The 18751-nt window shown below is 73.3% G+C and carries 14 protein-coding genes; 5 read left to right on the plus strand and 9 right to left on the minus strand.

Going from position 1 to position 18751, the window contains the following annotated elements; translation table 11 throughout:
* Positions 1 to 132 precede the first annotated feature (132 nt).
* Positions 133 to 624 carry an SUKH-3 domain-containing protein gene (locus IE252_RS06450; RefSeq protein WP_190088294.1) on the minus strand — a complete coding sequence of 164 codons (492 nt, stop codon included), beginning with the start codon at positions 622 to 624 and terminating at the stop codon, positions 133 to 135.
* A 10-nt stretch (positions 625 to 634) separates the two neighbouring features.
* The gene (locus IE252_RS06455; protein WP_190088295.1) at positions 635 to 1213 is read right to left on the minus strand and encodes a YwqJ-related putative deaminase; all 579 of its coding nucleotides are present in this window, start codon (positions 1211 to 1213) and stop codon (positions 635 to 637) included.
* Positions 1214 to 1500: 287 nt separating this feature from the next.
* Between IE252_RS06455 and IE252_RS06460 the strand changes: the two genes are divergently transcribed.
* The 3 genes from IE252_RS06460 (at position 1501) to IE252_RS06470 (ending at position 6688) form a co-directional block, all read left to right on the plus strand.
* Positions 1501 to 2475 carry an SMI1/KNR4 family protein gene (locus IE252_RS06460; RefSeq protein ID WP_190088296.1) on the plus strand — a complete coding sequence of 325 codons (975 nt, stop codon included), beginning with the start codon at positions 1501 to 1503 and terminating at the stop codon, positions 2473 to 2475.
* Between the two features lie 5 nt (positions 2476 to 2480).
* Positions 2481 to 5588 (plus strand): SUKH-4 family immunity protein, encoded by a 3108-nt coding sequence (locus IE252_RS06465; RefSeq protein WP_190088297.1) that lies wholly within the window; start codon positions 2481 to 2483, stop codon positions 5586 to 5588.
* Positions 5589 to 5785: 197 nt separating this feature from the next.
* Positions 5786 to 6688: a coiled-coil domain-containing protein gene (locus IE252_RS06470; protein ID WP_190088298.1), complete on the plus strand. Its 903-nt coding sequence runs from the start codon at positions 5786 to 5788 to the stop codon at positions 6686 to 6688.
* A gap of 427 nt (positions 6689 to 7115) precedes the next feature.
* On the opposite strand, the gene IE252_RS06475 is transcribed toward IE252_RS06470, so the two are convergent.
* From IE252_RS06475 to IE252_RS06485, 3 genes are all read right to left on the minus strand, one after another.
* Complete coding sequence (locus IE252_RS06475) at positions 7116 to 8714, minus strand: sodium/solute symporter (RefSeq protein WP_190088299.1); 1599 nt, start codon at positions 8712 to 8714, stop codon at positions 7116 to 7118.
* A complete protein-coding gene (locus IE252_RS06480) occupies positions 8711 to 9043 on the minus strand; it encodes a DUF485 domain-containing protein (protein WP_190088300.1) in 333 nt (110 codons plus the stop codon). The genes IE252_RS06475 and IE252_RS06480 overlap by 4 nt, the downstream gene beginning before the upstream one ends.
* Before the next feature lie 349 nt (positions 9044 to 9392).
* Positions 9393 to 10958: an MFS transporter gene (locus IE252_RS06485; RefSeq protein ID WP_373298510.1), complete on the minus strand. Its 1566-nt coding sequence runs from the start codon at positions 10956 to 10958 to the stop codon at positions 9393 to 9395.
* Positions 10959 to 11357: 399 nt separating this feature from the next.
* Here IE252_RS06485 and IE252_RS06490 point away from each other — a divergent pair, with 399 nt between their 5' ends.
* Both IE252_RS06490 and IE252_RS06495 read left to right on the plus strand, forming a co-directional pair.
* A complete protein-coding gene (locus IE252_RS06490) occupies positions 11358 to 12146 on the plus strand; it encodes an ABC transporter ATP-binding protein (protein ID WP_190088301.1) in 789 nt (262 codons plus the stop codon).
* Positions 12143 to 14716, plus strand: coding sequence for an ABC transporter permease (locus IE252_RS06495; RefSeq protein WP_190088302.1), 2574 nt, complete (start codon positions 12143 to 12145; stop codon positions 14714 to 14716). The genes IE252_RS06490 and IE252_RS06495 overlap by 4 nt, the downstream gene beginning before the upstream one ends.
* Positions 14717 to 14795: 79 nt before the next feature.
* Here IE252_RS06495 and IE252_RS06500 read toward each other — a convergent pair whose 3' ends face one another.
* The 4 genes from IE252_RS06500 to IE252_RS06515 form a co-directional block, all read right to left on the minus strand.
* Positions 14796 to 16175, minus strand: coding sequence for a DUF2079 domain-containing protein (locus IE252_RS06500; protein ID WP_229848059.1), 1380 nt, complete (start codon positions 16173 to 16175; stop codon positions 14796 to 14798).
* Between the two features lie 66 nt (positions 16176 to 16241).
* A complete protein-coding gene (locus tag IE252_RS06505) occupies positions 16242 to 16781 on the minus strand; it encodes a hypothetical protein (protein ID WP_190088303.1) in 540 nt (179 codons plus the stop codon).
* Positions 16774 to 17268, minus strand: coding sequence for a SigE family RNA polymerase sigma factor (locus IE252_RS06510; RefSeq protein ID WP_190088304.1), 495 nt, complete (start codon positions 17266 to 17268; stop codon positions 16774 to 16776). The genes IE252_RS06505 and IE252_RS06510 overlap by 8 nt, the downstream gene beginning before the upstream one ends.
* Before the next feature lie 109 nt (positions 17269 to 17377).
* Entirely contained in the window at positions 17378 to 18538 is a 1161-nt protein-coding gene (locus IE252_RS06515; protein WP_229848027.1) for an acyltransferase family protein, read from the minus strand.
* Positions 18539 to 18751: the final 213 nt, after the last annotated feature.

Below are 18751 nucleotides of genomic sequence, written 5' to 3' on the forward strand. Positions count from 1 at the left end.
GCAGTTCCCCGCGCCCCTGAGATGCGCCCCTTCGGGCCGCCCCAGGGGATTGCCGCGGAGCGGCATCTTCAGGGGCGCGGGGAACTGCGCGACCAGCCACCGACGGCCCGCAGGTGAAGCACTCCCAGACGCTCAGCGCGGCGACGTCAGGCGGATCGGCTGGGCGCCCGTCACCAGCGTGTGGAGGGCCACGTCCAGGTCGGAGCCCAGGTACCAGTCCCCCGTGTGGTCGACGCTGTACACCCGCCCCTCCGCGTCGATCGCGAGGACGGCCTGCTGATCGCCCTCCTCGCCCAGCGGCGAAAGCTCCGTCTCCAGCGCGCGGCCGAGGTCCGCGAACGTACGGGCCAGGTGCAGCCCCGCCACCGGGTCGAAGCGGACGACGGCGGGAGCGTTGTGGCGGCCGGGCCCCGGCGCCGTAAGACGCAGGCCGCCGAACTCGGCCCACGCCTCCACCGCCGCCGGGAACACGGTGTGCCGGTGCCCGGCGGGCGAGGTGTGCGAGCGCAGCACGTCGGCCCAGGCCTCGGCCTGCCTGATGTCCCAGCGACCGGGGTGCCACCCGGCGGCGCGCAGCGCGGCGTCGACGGGGACGGGGAAGCGGGTGGTGGACACGTCCGGCATCGCGTTCGGTTCAGCCCTTCTCGGCGGCGGGGTCGACCGCGCGCACGCCGAAATGGGCGAGCAGGGCGGTACAGGAACGGCAGGGCGGGGCGTAGCTGCCGTGCAGCGGGTCGCCGTCCTCGCGGATGCGGCGGGCCGTCACCTTGGCGTGCTTGAGCGCGCGCCGGGCCTCGCCCTGGGTCAGCGGCTTGCGGCCGCCCCGGCGCGACTTGCCCGCCCGGGCCGACTCCAGGGACGCGAGCTGGCGCGACAGCAGGATCGCCTCCGGGCAGCGCCCGGTGAACCGCTCGCGCTGCCCGCTGGTGAGGGTGTCGTGGAAGTCCTGTACCAGCGGGTGGAGCACCGGCGGCTGGTCGCCCTTGCCCGCCGTGCAGGTCAGCGTCTCGCCCCGGACCGAGAGCGCGGCGGCCACGGCAGGCAGGATCCCGTCGCGGCGGTGGCGCAGTACGGGCGCGGAGGCGACCGTGGTGCTCCACGTCAGACGCGGGTCCCCGGTGCGCGGGTCCCCCGTCCCCGCGGCCCCGGACCGGGGGTCCCCCGTCCGGGAGGCGTCCGCCGCCGTACCCGATATGTCGGTCGTTCCGTGCATGGTGCTCGCTGTCCCTCCCGTTGCCGGCACTGTGCGCAAGCCGGTGTCAACGCCCCCGTTAACGCCCCGTTGCGGGAACAGACTGCCAAATGTGCCCAGTGGTACGGAAGCTGGGGCTCTGATGTCACTACGTCCGTGTCGTCACCATCGCCGCACGGTGACCCGGTTGTGACACCTGGTCACGGTGGTACGGGGCCGGGTCCGGGGCAGGGACCCGGTATTGCCCCACCGCATAGTCTGGTCCTCACCAGCCAGACGCAGCAGCTCGCACGCAGGGGGCATCCGCCATGACGACAGGTCGGCTCGGGCACGCCGCGCCACCGAACGCGGCCTATGCCGGACAGGTCGTGAACTTCCCGGACCCGGTCCGCGCCTCCCGCCACCCCAGAGGGGTGCGGGTGGACGGCGACGGGCACCCGGACTTCTCCGCGTACGCGCGCGCCGCCGCCGAGATCGCGGAGCCGCCGGAGGGCTTCGGCGTGGACGAGCTGCGGCTGACCGACTACGTGTCGGCCAACGCGGCGCTCGCCGCCGACGGCCACGAGCTGTGGGACACCGTCCCCGCCGTCGCCACCCCGCACGGCTGGACCTGGCACCACGTGCCCGGCACCCGCCGCCTGGAGCTGGTCCCGGTCGAGGTGAAGGCGCTGCTGCGCCACCACGGCGGGCTGGCGACGGCCGGGGTCGACCAGGACAAGCGCGGCACCCGCCCGCTCCAGGAGACCCGCCCGGCGCACTTCGGCGTGCCCAAGCACCTGGTCTCGGTCTCCGAGGCCCAACTCCTGGGCGTGGAGGAGGACTTGGGGTACCGGCTGCCGGGTGCGTACCGGACGTTCCTGAAGGCGGCGGGCGGCTGCGCGCCGGTGGGCGCGGCGCTCGACGCGGAGCTGGGGCTCCTGGTGGACCAGCCGTTCTTCACGGTGCGCGACCAGGCGGCGGTCAACGACCTCGTCTACATCAACAAGTGCCTGCGCGACCACCTCACCAAGGACTACCTGGGCGTCGGCTTCGTCCAGGGCGGCATCCTCGCGGTGAAGGTGAAGGGCCAGGCCGTCGGCTCGGTCTGGTTCTGCGCGTACGACGACGCGCGCGACCAGGACGGCTGGAGCGTGCAGGAGCGCGTGGAGCGGCTGCTGCTGCCCTGCGGCGCCGACTTCGACGACTTCCTCCAGCGCCTGGCGGGCAACCCGCCGGAGCTGGAGACCGTGGCGAACCTGATGGTGGACGGCGGCTTCGCGCGCGCCGTGCCGGTGGGGGAGTGAGTGTGATGGTGACCTTCGCCCAGGCGCAGGAGCGCGCGGAAGAGTGGATCAACGGGGACGTGCCCGCGTACCAGCACCGCGAGGTGCGGGTGCGGGAGTTCGAGCTGGGCTTCGTGGTGTGGGCCGAGGACCGCGCCGAGGGCCCGTCCTCGGACGGCGGCCGCCAGCGGCTCGTCATCGCCCGGGACAGCGGAGAGGCCACGCTGTGGCCCGGTCTGCCGGTGGGTGAGGTCATCCGCCGGTACGAGGAGGAGTACGGCGTGCCGGACGAGCCCGAGGACGCGGTCCCCGCGCCCCCGCCCGAACGCATCGACCTCAACCAGACGTCGTTCCTGCTGACCCCACCGGAGTGGCTCCAGGAGGCGGCGGACCGGATGGGCATCCCGGACCGGCGACCGGGAGACACGGGTGCGGGGGCGCCTTCGGCGCCGGGTGCGGGTTCCGGGTCGGGCTCGGTGGGTGCCGGTTCCGTGCCGGGCCCGGCGGGTGCCGGGGTTGCCGCGGCGTCCGTGCCCGCGCAGTCCGGTCCGGCGTGGCCGGGTGCGCAGTCCGGGCCGGATGCGGTGGCGGCGGCTGCGTCCGGTCCTGCTTGGCCGGGTGCGTCCGGGTCGGACTCGGCAGCGGCTGCTCCGGCCGACTCGGCGCCCGAGGCCGGTCCCGCGTGGCCCGGCGCGACGCCTCCGCCCGCGCAGTCCGGTGGTGTCGCGTGGCCGACGCCGACCGCCGACGTGCCGTCGGGGGCGACCCCGTGGGCCGGTACGGACACGAACGCCGGGTCGGACGAAGGCTCCGTACCGCTGCCCGCGACGGTGTTCGCCCCGCCGCTGTCCGGCTCGGACGCCGACGACACCCCGCCGCCGAGGGCCCTGCCCGAGGCGAAGACGGCCCTGCTCCACGGCGGCAGCCAGCTTCCCCCGACGGCGATCGCCCCGGCGATCGACCCGCAGGCTCCGGCGCCGGGTGGTCCCGGCGCGCCGGTGGGCCCGGGTGGTCCTGGTGCCGCTGGTGGTCCGGGCTTGGCCGGGACCCCGGCGGGTCCGGGCGGTCCTGGTGTACCTGGCGCTCCGGCGGGCTCGGGTGGCCCGGGTCTGGCCGGAACTCCGTCCGGTCCCGGTGCACCGGTCGGTGCTGGCGGTCCCGGTGTACCGGGTGCTCCGGCGGGCTCCGGTGGACCTGGCGTGCCCGGCGCCCCGGGTGGTCCCGGTCTGGCCGGTGGTCCTGGCGTGCCCCCCGGTCCTGGTGCACCTGGCATTCCGGGTGCTCCGGTCGGCCCGAGTGCTCCCGGTGCTGCTGGTGGTCCCGGTCTGGCCGGAACCCCGGCGGGTCCCGGCGGTCTTGGCGTACCCCCCGGCCCCGGTGCACCCGGCGGTCCCGCCCAGCCCGGCACCCCTGGCGCGGCCCCCGGCCCCGCCGCACCCGTCACCCCGGGCGCGCCCGTCGGCCCCGCTGGTCCCGGCGCCCCCGGCGCTGCGGCCGACATCGCCGATGCCGCCACCAGTAAGGCCGCTCCGCCGCGTGCGGCCCGAGGGGGTACTCCGCCTCCGCCCGGGGAGCCCGGGGTTCCCGGGGCCCGGCCGGGTGGGGCGCCCGCTTACGTACCCACGCAGTTGGTTTCGCAGCTCGGGCCCGACGGGCCGCAGCCCGCGGGGCCGCCCACGCCGCCGCCTCCGGCCGGGGGCGGGGTGCACCACGCCGCGACGATGCTGGCCGACCCGAGTCAGCTCGGTGGGCCGCAGCCGCCCGCGCCTCCCGGTCCGCCCGGCGCCCCGGGTGCCGGGCGCGCGCCGCAGCCGCCCGGGCCTCCCGGTGCGCCCGGTGCGCCGCAGCCCCCCGGCCCGCCCGGCGCTCCGGGCGGGAGCAGCGGTGGTGGTGCGCACTACGCCGCCACCATGCTCGCCGACCCGAGCCAGCTCGGTCCCGGCGGTCGGCCCGGTGCGCCCCAGCCGCCCGGTCCGCCCGGCGCCCCGGGGCAGCCCGGTATGCCCGCCGCACCCGGGGCCCCCGGCCAGCCCGGCGCCCCCGGCGGTGGCGTGCACCACGCCGCCACCATGCTTGCCGGGCCCGCCCAGATGGGGCCCGGCGCGCCCCAGCCGCCGCAGCCGCCCGCGTACGGCTACCCGCAGCAGCCCACCGGTCTGCCGACCGTCGGACCGGGGTACCAGGCCGTGCTGCGGTACCGCGCCGCCGACGGGTCCGAGCAGCAGCTCATCCGGCGGTCCGCGCCCGGCATCCCGCACCCCGAGTGGCAGATCTTCCACGAGCTGCGCGGCATGAACGTGCCGCCGGACCACGTCCTGGAGCTGCACACCGAGCTGGCCTCGTGCGAGCTGCCCGGCGGCTACTGCGCCCGGATGATCCGGGAGACCTGGCCGCAGGTGCGGATCACCTCCGTCGCCCCGTACGGCACGGACCACGCCTCCCGCCGCCAGGGCGTCCAGCACCTGCTCACCCACCAGGGCGAGCTGGCGCAGGTCGCGGACGGCCCCGCCCGGCCGCAGCCGGTGCGCGCGCCGCTGCCGCAGGTGCAGCCCGCGCCGCCGCTCCCCCCGGAGGGCGTCGCGCACGAGCTCGCCGGCGCGTTCGGCCCGCAGGGCGTCTTCCGCTTCGACCAGCGGGCGGTGTCCCGCCAGGGCGTGCCCGAGGCCGTCGCGGTCACGCTGGTGTGGGCGGGGCTCCCGGCCGACTTCGGGCCGTTCTTCTGGGCCCAGGCGGTCCCCGGCCAGCCGGTCCCGACGCTCGCCGAACTCGCCGCCCAGCGGCAGGTGCAGCCCGCCCCGGACGCGGGTTCGTACCTGGTCATGGGCTCGGACTTCGGCCGTGCGATCTGCGTCCAGTACGGCACGGCGAACATCGTCGCGGTGCCGGTGGAGGCGGGCCCGGGCGGCCAGTCCGTACCGCCGCAGTTCGTGAACACCGGACTCCCCGAGTTCGTACGGTGCATGGCGCTGCTCGGCCGTATGTGGCGGCTGCGCTACGGGCTCAACCCCGAGCAGGCGGGCCGCTGGACGGTCGACTTCCAGGCCCAGCTCGCCGCGCTCGACCCGGCGGCGCTGGCGTCACCGGAGAGCTGGTGGTCGGTGCTGCTCGAACAGTTCTGGGACGGCCTCCTCTGAGAGCCGTACGTAAGTAGGTTGATACGACGAGGCGTTCGCCGCACCCATGCGGCGGGCGCCTCGTCGTCTTTTCGGTTCTGACGGAAGTTGACGCATCCTTGGCCGTTACGGATGGGCGGAGTGTCGCGTTATGACCACTTCGCTTCGATCCAGCAGGATGTGCCCGGACAAGCCGGAGAGGTCGGAGGACGTCAACGATGAGTGCAGCGCCCGAACCACCGCAGTCACCCCAGGGCTTCGCCGTCGTCCGCGGGGGCCGGGGCTACCGCCCGGACCAGGTCGACCGCCAGCTCTCCGTCCTCGGCGAGGAGCGCGACGCCGCGTGGGAGCGCGCGGCGCGGCTCACCGTCCTCGCCAAGCGGATGGAGGCGGAGGCGGCCAAGCTGCGCGACCGGGTCGCGGCGCTCGGCCCGCAGTCGTACGAGTCGCTCGGCCGCCGGGCCCAGGCGCTGCACGCCCTCGCGGTCGAGGAGGCCGACGCGGTACGGGCGGCCGCCCATGAGGAGGCGGCGGGCCTGCGCGACGCGGCGGACGCGGCGGGGCGCGCGGCGCGCGAAAGCGCCCGTGAGTACGGGGAGTCGGTCCGGGCGGAGGCCGACGCGCGGGCGCAGCAGCTGCTGCTGGCCGCGCGCGCGACGGCCGACGAGCATCTGAACGAGGCCCGTGCCGAGGCGGACGAGCGGCGGGCCGAGGCCTCGGACGCGCTGCGCGAGGTGCGCGAGCGGGCCGCCGCGACGCTGGCCGACCAGGCCCGCGAGCACGCCGAGCGCGTCGAGGCCCTCGACCGCGAGTTTGTCGCCCGCGAGGCCGCCTCGGCCGCCCACCACGCCGAGTCGACGGCCTCCGCCGAGTCCGCCCTGGCCGAGGCGGGCCGCGCCTGGACCGCCACCCAGGAATCCGCCCGCCACGACCAGGAGAACGCGGAGGCCCGCGCCGCCGAGGCCCTGGCGGCGGCGACCGTCCGGGCCGAGCGGATCGGGCGGGACACGGAGCGGGTGCTGCGGGAACATGCGGAGGCTCGGGAGGAGGTCGTTTCGCATATGGCGCATGTGCGGAGTGGTTTGGCGGGGTTGACGGGGAGGGCTGCGGCGGAGGGGTGAGGGGTGCGGCTGGGCTGCGGGGCTGTGACGTTTCCGGCTCCGCCGCGTGGGCGCGACCGGCTACGCGGCTGAGGCGTGTGTTGGCCCGCAGGGCCATTTGAGGGGCGCGGGTGACTGCGCGAGCAACCACGCACGGTCCGCAGACAAAGACCGGGCCCGATAAGGGGCGCGGGGAACTGCGCGACCAGCCACCCACGGTCCGCAGACGGGCGCGGCTCCGGCGGGAGCGGGGGGCAAGGCGGGTTGCGCAGCCCGGCGGAACGGGGGGTGCCGTGTGCCCACCCTCCCCCAAGCTCTTAAGGAGCAGGGGGGACCCCCAGCCCTTAGCGGCACGATTGCCCACAGCGGCGCGGGGGAGGAGCGGTGCGCGGGCCCGCAGCGGTGCGGGGAGGGGCGGCGCGCGGGCCCGCAGCGGTGGCGGCGCAGCTCAGTGGCGGGCGCCCGCCAAGATCCAGGCTTCCACCGCCTCGTAGCGGCGTCGCTGCCCATACACGTCCCGCCGGCTCAGCGCCGTCCCCAGCCAGCCCGCCGCGAAGCCGAAGGGGATGGAGACGATGCCTGTCGTGGTGAACGGGAACCAGTTGAAGTCGTACGTGGGGAAGACGGACTGGGGCGAGCCCGACACCAGCTTCGTGCCCGTCATCACCACCGCCGTGAACACCGTCCCCCCGATCAGCGTGCACAGCAGCCCCGCCCGGGTGTAGCGCCGCCAGAACAGACTCAGGATCAGGGCCGGGGCGAGCGCGGACGCGCCCAGGCAGAACGAGAGCGTGACCAGCGGCTGGAGGTTGTGGTTCTGGGCCGCCGCGGCCAGCGCGATCGCCGGGATCCCGACGGCGAGCGCGGCCACCCGCGCCGTGTTCGTCTCGGTGGCGTCCCGCACCCCCGCCCGCCCGCGCAGCCCGTGCGCGACCAGGTCGTGGGCGAGCGAGTTGGCGCACGCCAGCGTCATCCCGGAGATCGAGGCGAGCAGGGTCATGAAGATGGCCGTGGCGACCGCCGTGAAGAGCAGCGTGCCGAGCGTCGACGCGTGCGTACCGACGATCGCCTGGCTGGTCAGCAGCAAGGACGTCTTGCCCTGCGGATCCGCCTCGGTGATGGCCCGGCGGCCCACCACCGCCGCCGCGCCGAACCCGATCACGATCAGCGCGAGGGCGATCACCACGACCGCCGACACCGCCCAGGAGAGCGAGCGCCGCACCGCGCGGGCGCTGCGCGCGCTGTACATCCGCATGGTGATGTGCGGCAGACAGGCCGCGCCGATCACCACCGTCAGCTGCGAGCTGATCATGTCCAGCGAGTCGCCGCCGAACTGGAGCCCGGAGGAGAGGTACGCCGGGCCCGCGCCGCTGCCCTTTGCCGCCTCGCCGAGCAGCCGCCCGGGGTTCCACCCGTACCGGTGCAGGATCAGGGCCGCGACGGCGAGCGAGGAGACGGCGAGGACGACGGTCTTGACCGCCTGGATGAAGGCGGTGCCCTTCATGCCGCCGATCGCCGCGTAGCCGATCATCAGCAGACCGAGCATCACGATGCAGCCGGTCTTGAACTCGGCGGCGCCGAAGCCCAGCACGAACGCGATGAGATCGCCCGCGCCGGCCAGCTGCACCACCATCAGCGGCAGCAGCGCGGCCAGCGTGACCAGGCACGCGGTGACCCGGACGGCCGGGCCGGGTGCCCGCCGGGCGAACGCGTCGCCCATGGTGAACTTCCCCGCGTTGCGCAGGGGTTCGGCCAGCAGGAACATCAGCAGGACGAGCGAGAGCGCGGTACTCAGGGTGAGGACGAGACCGTCGTACCCGGTCAGCGCGATGACCCCGACCGTACTGAGCACGGTGGCGGCCGAGACGTAGTCCCCGGCGATGGCCAGGCCGTTGCGCAGCGGGGAGAGCGAGCGGTAGCCGGTGTAGAACTCGCCGAGGTCGTCGCGGTCGGGCGCGGTCATCACACAGAGCAGCAGGGTCACGCTGATCACCGCGATGAACGCGATCAGGGACATGGCGCGGGCGTCGGAGGCGAATCCGGTCATCGGCCGTCTCCGTCCGTGTACCGGCGGGAGTTCGCCGGGCGTTGTGCGGCCTGGTGGCGGATGGCGGCGGCGAGCGGGTCGACGGTCCGCTGGGCGGTCCACTCGTACACGCCTATCGCGGCCAGCGTCACCGGCAACTGGCAGAGCCCGAGCAGCAGTCCGGCGGTGAGCCCACCGGAGACGTGCCGGGCGAGCAGACCCGGGGCGTAGCCGGAGAGGACGAGGAAGAGGACGAAGTACCCGAGGGCGGTGAGGGTGGAGACGCGCCGCAACAGACGGTAGGCGGTGCGGAGTTGGGGGATGCCGGGGGATTGGCGGTGGTGCGGCATCGGCTGCTCCTTGCAGGGGGGACGGGGGAGCCGGAAGCGCTGGTGGGTGGCGGCGAACTTACCGGTCGGTATGCGGTGTGGGGAGCCCTTGGGGTGAAGTTTTCGGTACGGGACGATTGTTACCCTGGGTAACGAGCCCGAGGTTCGTCTGCGGGCCGGTGACGGGCTGGTCGCGCAGTTCCCCGCGCCCCTAAAAATGCCGCTGCGCGGCATCCCCTGGGCGCCTCGCATGGGCGCATCTCGCGCGACGATCCCCCTGGGCGTCCCGAAGGGGCGCATTTAGGGGCGCGGGGAACTGCGCGACCAGCCACCCACGGTCCGCAGCCCGGATGCCACGGATCCACCCACTTCAGCCCGTGTCCGCTTCATGCTCCCGCACGGGAAACCGGCGAGGTGCCAAGGCAAGCAGCACCACCAGCGCCAAACCCCCCGCCACCGCCGCCCCCACATACACATGCCCCACCGCCGTCGCGACCGCCCGCCGCAGGTAGTCCGCGCCCTCCGCCGACAGCCCGGCCGGATGCGCCAGAGCCCGGGAGACCGAGTCGAGGTCGTCCGGCAGGCCCGGCACCGGTGCCGAGGCCAGCCGGGCCGTGATCGTCGCGTTGGCGATCGCGCCGAACAGCGCGGCCCCCACCGACTGCCCCACCTGGCGGCAGAACAGGATCGACGCCGTGGCCGTACCCCGTTCCGCCCACCCCACAGACGACTGCACCGCGATGATCAGCGGCAACTGGAACAGGCCGAGCGCACCCCCCAGCGCCAGCATGATCAGCGCGGGCTGCCACGCCTGGCCGGGGTACGGCAGCAGCGGGAAGACCAGCAGGATGAGCGCCGCGAGCCCGATGCCGATCACCGCCGAGTCGCGGAAGCCGATCCGGGTGTAGACCCGGTTGGAGAGCGCGGCGGACACCGGCCAGCTCAGGGTCATCACGGACAGCACGAACCCGGCCGCCACCGGATCGAGCCCGAGCACCGACTGCGCGTACGTCGGCAGGAAGACCGTCGGCGCCACCATCAGCAGACCGAGCGCCCCCATCGCCAGATTGACCGCCGAGATGCTGCGCCGGCGCCACACCCACCCGGGGATGACCGGCTCGGCGGCCCGCCGCTCGACCACCACCGTGGCACCACAGAGCACCGCGCTCGCGGCGAACAGGCCGAGCGAGGGCGCGGAGAGCCAGCCCCAGGCCACCCCGCCCTGCACCAGCGCCGTGAGCAGCAGCGCGCCCGTCGCGAAGACGCACAGCGCCCCGGCCCAGTCGATCCGTACCGGCGCCGGGGACTTCTCCCGTACCGGCTCCACCAGATGGCGGCCGACCAGCCACAGCGCCAGCACCCCCACCGGCAGGTTGATGAGGAAGATCCAGCGCCAGTCGGCGTACGAGGCGAGGGCGCCGCCGAGCGCCGGTCCGGCCACCGCCGACACCGCCCAGACCGTCGACAACTTCGCCTGGATCTTGGGGCGTTCCTTCATCGGGTAGAGGTCGGCGGCCACGGTCTGGACCGTGCCCTGGAGGGCGCCGCCGCCCAGCCCCTGGAAGACCCGGAAGGCGATCAGCGCGGCCATGTTCCAGGCGGCCGCGCACAGCAGCGACCCGGCGAGGAAGAGCACGATGCCCGCGATCAGCACGGGCTTGCGGCCGAACGTGTCGGAGAGCTTCCCGTACACCGGCAGGGTGACCGTGACGGCGAGCATGTAGCCGGAGAAGAGCCAGGAGAAGACGGAGAAGCCGCCGAGGTCGCCGACGATCTGGGGGACGGCGGTGGAGACGACCGTGCCGTCGAGCGCGGCGAGCGCCATGCCCAGCATCAGGGCCGCGACGACCGGGCCGCGCCCCCGCGCGGGGACGGCGTCGGCCGCCGCGCCGGGTATCGCCGCCGTACTGCCGCCGGACCCGCCCCGAGTGCTCACCGCGTACGCCCCCTGCCCACCGCGCACTCCCCCAAGATCGGTTCATCCTGCATGTAGTTGACCGGGCTCCACCCTCTCATCCCGGCCCTGAGCGGCGACAGAGAGCGGTGGGGTGGAGAACCCCGAGACCCGACTCCGCCCAGGGGTGGAGAGCCCCTACGGGTAACTCCCTACTTCAGGGCAGGGGGCGTTCGTCCTGGCGGAGGACGAGAAGAGGGGGAGCGGTTCTTTAACGTGGTCCTACATCGAGCGGCTACGGGGGGCCGCAGGTGGGGGGTGGGGTTAGCCCCAGTAACAAGACACCGCCGGGCACCAGGGTGCCCGAGGGCCTCGATCGCCAGACTCATTACGTACGCACGACACGCATCGACGCACTGACTCGCAACGAGGAGAAGAACCGTGACAACGGCTGTGACCATTCCCAGGCACGGGGGTACTGGAGGGCAAGCGGCGGTCGCGGCTCGGGCGCGCCAGGTCGTCAAGGCGTACGGGTCGGGCGAGACCCGTGTCGTCGCCCTCGACCACGTCGACGTGGACATCGCCCGCGGGCAGTTCACCGCGATCATGGGCCCGTCGGGCTCCGGCAAGTCCACGCTGATGCACTGCCTGGCCGGGCTCGACACGGTGTCGGGCGGCCAGATCTATCTGGACGAGACCGAGATCACCGGCCTCAAGGACAAGAAGCTCACGCAGCTGCGCCGCGACCGGATCGGCTTCATATTCCAGGCGTTCAACCTGCTGCCGACGCTCAACGCGCTGGAGAACATCACGCTCCCGATGGACATCGCGGGCCGCAAGCCCGACAGGGAGTGGCTGGACCGCGTGGTCGAGACCGTCGGCCTCGCCGGGCGGCTCAAGCACCGCCCGACCCAGCTCTCCGGCGGCCAGCAGCAGCGCGTCGCGGTGGCCCGCGCCCTCGCGGCCCGGCCCGAGATCATCTTCGGTGACGAGCCGACCGGAAACCTGGACTCCCGCGCGGGCGCCGAGGTCCTCGGCTTCCTGCGCCGCTCGGTGGACGAGCTGGGCCAGACCATCGTGATGGTCACCCACGACCCGGTCGCCGCCTCCTACGCGGACCGGGTGCTCTACCTCGCGGACGGCCGGATCGTCGACGAGATGTTCCGCCCGACCGCCGACGCCGTGCTCGACCGCATGAAGGACTTCGACGCGCGGGGGCGGACGTCGTGACCGTGCTCAAGACCTCGATGCGCAACTTCTTCGCGCACAAGGGGCGGATGGCCCTCTCGGCCGTCGCGGTCCTGCTGTCGGTGGCGTTCGTGTGCGGCACGCTCGTCTTCACCGACACCATGAACACCACCTTCGACAAGCTCTTCGCCGCCACCTCGGCCGACGTCACCGTCAGCCCGAAGAACGCGAAGCCGGACGACCGGCCGCAGACCGGCAGGCCCGAGACGCTGCCCGCCTCGGCCCTGGAGCAGGCGCGCGGCGCCGCCGGGGTGAAGTCCGCCGAGGGCGGCGTCTCCAGCTCCAGCGTCACGGTCGTCAACCGCGAGAACGAGAACATGGGCTCCTCCAACGGAGGTCCCACCATCGCGGCCAACTGGACGTCCAACGACCTCAAGGCCATGGAGATCACCTCGGGCCACGCCCCGCGCGGGCCGACCGAGATGATGGTCGACGCCGACACCGCCGACAAGCACCACCTGAAGATCGGCGACGAGCTGCGCACCATCGCCGTCACCGGTGACTTCACGGCGAAGATCACGGGCATCACCTCCTTCAAGGTGACCAACCCGGGCGCGGCGATCGTCTACTTCGACACCGCCACCGCCCAGCGCGAACTGCTCGGCCGCACCGGCCTGTTCACCAACGTCTCGCTCACCGCCGCCGACGGCGTCAGCGACGAGCAGCTGAAGCAGAACGTCGCCGCCAAGCTCGGCGCCGGCACGTACAAGCTGGAGACGGCCGCCGAGGCCAAGGACTCCGGCCGCGACTCGGTCGGCTCCTTCCTCGACGTGATGAAGTACGCGATGCTCGGCTTCGCCGGGGTCGCCTTCCTCGTCGGCATCTTCCTGATCGTCAACACCTTCTCGATGCTGGTCGCCCAGCGCACCCGCGAGATCGGTCTGATGCGGGCCATCGGCTCCAGCCGCAAGCAGGTCAACCGCTCGGTCCTGGTCGAGGCGCTGCTGCTCGGCTTCTTCGGCTCCGTCCTCGGCGTCGGCGCGGGCGTCGGCCTGGCCGTCGGCCTGATGAAGATCATGGGCTCGATGGGCCTGGAGCTGTCCACCGACGACCTGACGGTCAAGTGGACGACCCCGGTGGTCGGCATGCTGCTCGGCATCGTCGTCACCGTCCTCGCCGCCTACCTCCCGGCCCGCCGGGCCGGGAAGATCTCCCCGATGGCCGCGCTCCGCGACGCCGGTACGCCGGCGGACGGCAAGGCGGGCCTGATCCGGGCGATCATCGGCCTGGTCCTGACCGGCGCCGGCGCCGCCTCGCTGTACGCGGCGGCCCACGCCGACAAGGCCAGCTCCGGCGCGGGCGTCCTCGCCCTCGGCGTGGTGCTCACGCTCATCGGCTTCGTGATCGTCGGCCCGCTGCTCGCGAGCGGTGTGGTGCGGGTGATCAGTGTCCTGGTGCTGCGGATGTTCGGCCCGGTGGGCCGGCTCGCCGAGCGCAACGCGCTGCGCAACCCGCGGCGTACGGGAGCGACCGGCGCGGCCCTGATGATCGGCCTGGCCCTGGTGGCCTGCCTCGCGGTGGTCGGCTCCTCGATGGTCGCCTCGGCCACCGACGAGCTGGACAAGTCGGTCGGCGCGGACTTCATCGTCCAGGCGGGCAACGGTCAGCCGATCGTCCCGCAGGCCGCCGACGCGCTGCGCAAGACGCCCGGCATCGCCCACGTCACCGACTACAAGTCGGTGGACGCGAAGATCACCACGCCGGACGGGAGGACCAGCAGCGAGGACCTCTCCGCGGCCAGCCCGACCTACGCCCAGGACCTGCGGCGCGAGACGGTCTCCGGCAAGCTCTCGGAGGCGTACGGCAAGGACGCGATGTCGGTCGGCGACAAGTTCGCCAAGGACCACGACGTGAAGGTGGGCTCCACCCTGACCGTCGCCTTCAAGGGCGGCCGCACGGCCCACCTCAAGGTCGCGGCGATCACCTCGGACGACACCAATGTCGACAAGGGCGCGAAGTACACCAACGTCACGACCGCCGAGCGCTATCTGCCCGCCGACCGGGTGCCGCAGAACATGATCATGTTCGCCAAGGCGGAGGACGGCAAGGCCAAGGAGGCGTACGCCTCGCTGAAGGCGGCCCTCAAGCCCTACCCGCAGTACAAGGTGCAGGACCAGACGGACTTCAAGAAGGACCTGAAGGACCAGATCGGCCAGCTCCTGAACATCGTGTACGGCCTGCTGGCCCTCGCGATCATCGTCGCGGTGCTCGGTGTGGTGAACACCCTGGCCCTGTCGGTGGTCGAGCGGACCCGGGAGATCGGCCTGATGCGCGCCATCGGCCTCTCGCGCCGCCAGCTGCGCCGGATGATCCGCCTGGAGTCGGTCGTGATCGCCCTCTTCGGCGCCCTGCTCGGCCTGGGGCTGGGCATGAGCTGGGGGACGACCGCGCAGAAGCTGCTGGCCCTGGAGGGCCTGGGCGTTCTGGAGATCCCGTGGCCGACGATCATCACGGTCTTCGTCGGGTCGGCGTTCGTGGGTCTGTTCGCCGCCCTGGTCCCGGCCTTCCGGGCGGGCCGCATGAACGTGCTCGGAGCTATCGCGAGCGAGTGAGCCGCCGTACGGGGGTCGGCGGGGCGGTCCCGGAGAGTTCTCCCGAACTCTCCGGGACCGCTTCATTTGTGACGGCCCGTCACGCCTGTCGCTTCAGCAGGACGTATCCGTACGCCACGCCCACCACCGCGTACCGGCTGCCCGGGTGGAGATCGCGGGCGTACTCCAGCGGGTTCCCGGCCCAGCCCGAGACGTTGTCGAGGGCGATGTACTCGGGGACGACCTGCCGGGTGTCGCCGACCCAGAACACCCGGCAGCGGGAGGTGAGCCGGGCGATCGGGCCGACGTCGGCCTCGACGGTCGCCCCGTCCGGGACGGTCGCCAGCATCCTTTCCCGCTCGGCCACTTCGGGGCTCTTGCGGTAGGTGGCGGACTGCGTGAGCGAGTACAGCGGCAGCGAGGTGGTCAGCGCGAGGGCGGCGGCGGCCGCGGCGGCGGGCAGCTGGCGGGCGTAGGAGCGCAGCCAGGGGCGCGGGCTGCGGCGGCCGGTGTCCACGGCGTCGGCAAGGGCGAGCGCGAGGACGGGCATCAGCACCGCGCTGTAGTGCCAGTCGGTGGACCAGTAGTGGTCGTCGGAGGAGAGGAACCGCCAGCCCAGGGTCGGCACGGCGGCCAGGAACAGCGGGGAGCGCACGGCGAGCAGCCCGGTGGGGAGCAGCAGCCACAGCAGGGTGCGCAGTTTGGTGCCGGAGGCGGTGAAGGGCCCGGCGCCGGTGGTCTTGCCCCAGTAGTCGTACGAGCCGGTCGCGTTGAAGGCCGGTATCACCGCGGTGAGGGTGACCACGACGGCCGCGATCCCGAACGCGGCGACGCCGAGCGCGTACGCGGCGGTGCGCGGCGAGCTCCGCCGGGCGCGCAGGGCGACGACCACGGCTATCGCGGCGAGGGTGAGACCGAGGTCCTCCTTGACCACGACGAGCGGCAGCGCCCAGCACAGGGCCGCCCGCCAGCGCCGGGCCAGTACGGCCTCCACGGCGAAGGCGATCAGCGGCACCGCGAAGCAGATCTCGTGGAAGTCGAAGTCGGCGGCCCGCTGGAGCCCCCAGGAGAGCCCGTAGGCGACGCCGACCGCGAGCCCCGCGCCCCGGCCGAGCAGCCGGGCGGCGCCCCGGGCGACCGGCACGGCCGAGAGCGCGAACAGCGCGGCCTGGGCGACGAGCAGGGTCACGGGCGTCGGGAAGAGCCGGTAGAAGGGGGCCAGCAGTGCGGTGACGGGGCTGAAGTGGTCCCCGAGGATGTTGGTGCCGGGCCCCTTGAGGTCGGCGACGGGGGTGCGCAGATGCGCGTACGCCCGCACGGCCTGCTCGAAGATCCCCAGGTCCCAGGAGAGCGTCTCCATCCGCCGGTAGCGGAGCACGGAGACGGTGGCGTACGCGGCGAAGAGCGCGGCGGCCAGCAGGTACGGGTCCAGGCGTGCGGGCACCCTGACGCGGCGCTTCGGTGGTATTCGCTCCGGTATGTGGTCTGGGTGGACCCGGCTTTCGGGCAGCGCGAGTAGAGCTCCGTGCACGGTGAGGTCCTCGGGTCAGCGGGTGCGGGTCGGGGTGGCGGTGCCCGTCGGGGGCGGGGCCTGGTTCCCGGTGGGTGTGGGCGAGCCGCCGTCGCCCGCCGGGGAGGAGGCGGGGGGCGAGCCGCTGGGCACGCTGCCACCGGGCGAGCCCGGTGGCATGCTCGGCGTCGCCGTCAGGGGCGGGGAGTCCGAGCCGGAGCCGCCGGGCGAGGGGGTCCCGATGTCGGACGGGCTGCGGGACGGCGTCCCCGAGCCGTACGACGGCGAACCCGACGGCGTCCCGGACGGGGTCGATGGGTTCGCCGGGACCGTCGTCGAGGAGTCGCCCTGGAGCCGCAGGGCCGCGACCGCGCCCGTACCGGCGACCAGGCAGACGACACAGGCGGCGGTCGCCGCGAGGGTGCGGCGGCGGCGCCGCAGCCCGCGCTCGGCGACCCGGGCGGGCGGCTCCGGCACGATGTGGCGCCCGCTCTCGGCGGCTGCCCGCTTCAGCGCCCGCGCCAGGGCCGGATCGCCCTCGCGGCCGTCGGGGGAGCCATGGGGGAATTCAGACACCCTGATCCTCCTCGGAGGTGAGGTGGGGCCGTAGCGCTGCGCGCGCCCGGGAGAGGTGCGTCTTCACCGTGCCGGTGGCCAGGCCGGTCTCGGCGGCCACCTGCTCGACGGTGAGATCGCAGACGTAGTGCAGGACGGTCACGCGCCGCTGGCGTTCGGAGAGCAGGCGCAGGGCGTCGACGAGGGCGACGGAGGACGGGTCGGGGCCGTGCGCGGCCTCGGGGCGGCCGCCGCCGTGCAGCTGCCAGGCCTCACCGGCCCGGCGGCGCCGGCGCCACCGGCTCACCGCGAGCCGCCAGGCGACGGTGCGGACCCAGGCCTCGGGCCCGGCCTCGCGCCGCAGTCGCGCGCGGCGGCCCCAGGCCCGTACGAACGCCTCCTGGACGACGTCCTGGGCCTCGTGGAGGTCGCCGGTCATCAGATAGACCTGGCCGACCAGATCCTTGACCGAGTGAGCGTAGAACTCCTCGAACTCGTCGTCGGTCAAGGCGGCTCCCGTCGGATGGACAGACCTGTCGGCGGACAGGTCTCACGGGATGTACGCCTGGCGGGAACCTTTCGGTTGACAGGTCGCCGCAATTTTTTTCGGACGGGGCTCAGAGCTTCTGCAGGCCCTGCTTCAGCCGCTTGCCGAGCGGCCGCTCCACGTACCGGTGCACCAGCCAGGAGAGCGCCAGCATCAGCGCGATCACGCCGCTGACCAGCGGGACCGGCTTCACGTGCGGGGAGAGCGAGCCGATGATCTCCCAGCCGATGTACTCGTGGAGCAGATACAGCGGATACGTCAGCGCGCCCGCGTACGGCAGCCAGCGCCACTGGATCCAGGAGAGCTTGCCCGTCGCGACCAGGCCCATGACCCCGAAGCAGGCCGCCATGACCACGATCACCGGCCAGTACGGCACCGGGTGCGCCAGCCGCTCCTGGGCGTGCTCCCAGGTGCTGTGCACGCCGGGCAGCGAGGCGGCCAGGCAGAACAGGACGATGCCGGTGAGCATCAGGTTCGGCCGGAACCGGTACATCAGATAGAACGCGACACCCGCGATGAAGCACCAGCTGTTGTCCGGCATGACGATCATCCGGAGCGTGCCGGAGTCCGACTGGTGGACGAGTGCGCTGGCCACGGCCCAGGCGCAGCAGAAGAAGAGGAGGCGCCGGTAGGTGAGCCCGCGCCAGGCGACTACTGCGAACAGCAAATAGAACCGCAGTTCGGCAAAGAGGGTCCAGTAGACGCTGTCGACGTTCTCGACGCCCATCGGCTCCTGGAACATCGTCAGGTTGGTGATGACGTCGGAGAGCGACAGCGGGCTCAGTCCGTGCGGATTCAGCGCCAGCACCAAGGTGGTCGCGATGACCGCGAACCAGTACGCCGGGTAGAGCCGCACCACGCGCGAGACGAAGAACGACTGGAGCGGCTTGCCCCAGCTGCTCATGCAGATCACGAAGCCGCTGATGAGGAAGAAGAGCTGGACACCGAGCCAGCCGTAGGCCGCGACCGGATAAGTGGCCGGAAATCTCGCCCGGGAGTCGCTTCCCGGCCAACGTCCGGTGAGCGCCATGTAGTGGAACATGACGACCGTGAGGGCCGCGAGGAGGCGCAGTCCGTCGAGTGCGTAGATGCGGCTCGGGCGGCTCCCCCCGGCGGTGGAGCCGGTCCGCTGCGGGGCGCCGGTGGTGGTGATCGCCGGCTCGGGCTGAAGGAGCGCTGTCCGCGCCTGGTCGGGCATGTCGAGCGGGTTCCCCTCGGGCACTGATTTCATGGCGTGGTCGCCGCGACGCCGCCGTCTTGCCAGGCGGTCGGCACGCCCGGGCGAGCCTATGGGGTTCCACAAGATTTGCAAAGGCTCACCCTTTGCTCAGGAGTACCGCCAAAGGGGTGATCCCGCCCACGCGCGCCCCCTGGCTTGCTTCACGCGCGGCTGTCACACAGACAAAAGGGGCGGCGCGCAGCGCCTCGGTGAGGGGCGGTGGTC

Origin of the sequence: Streptomyces melanogenes (genome assembly GCF_014649795.1) — a bacterium.
GTDB lineage: Bacteria > Actinomycetota > Actinomycetes > Streptomycetales > Streptomycetaceae > Streptomyces > Streptomyces noboritoensis.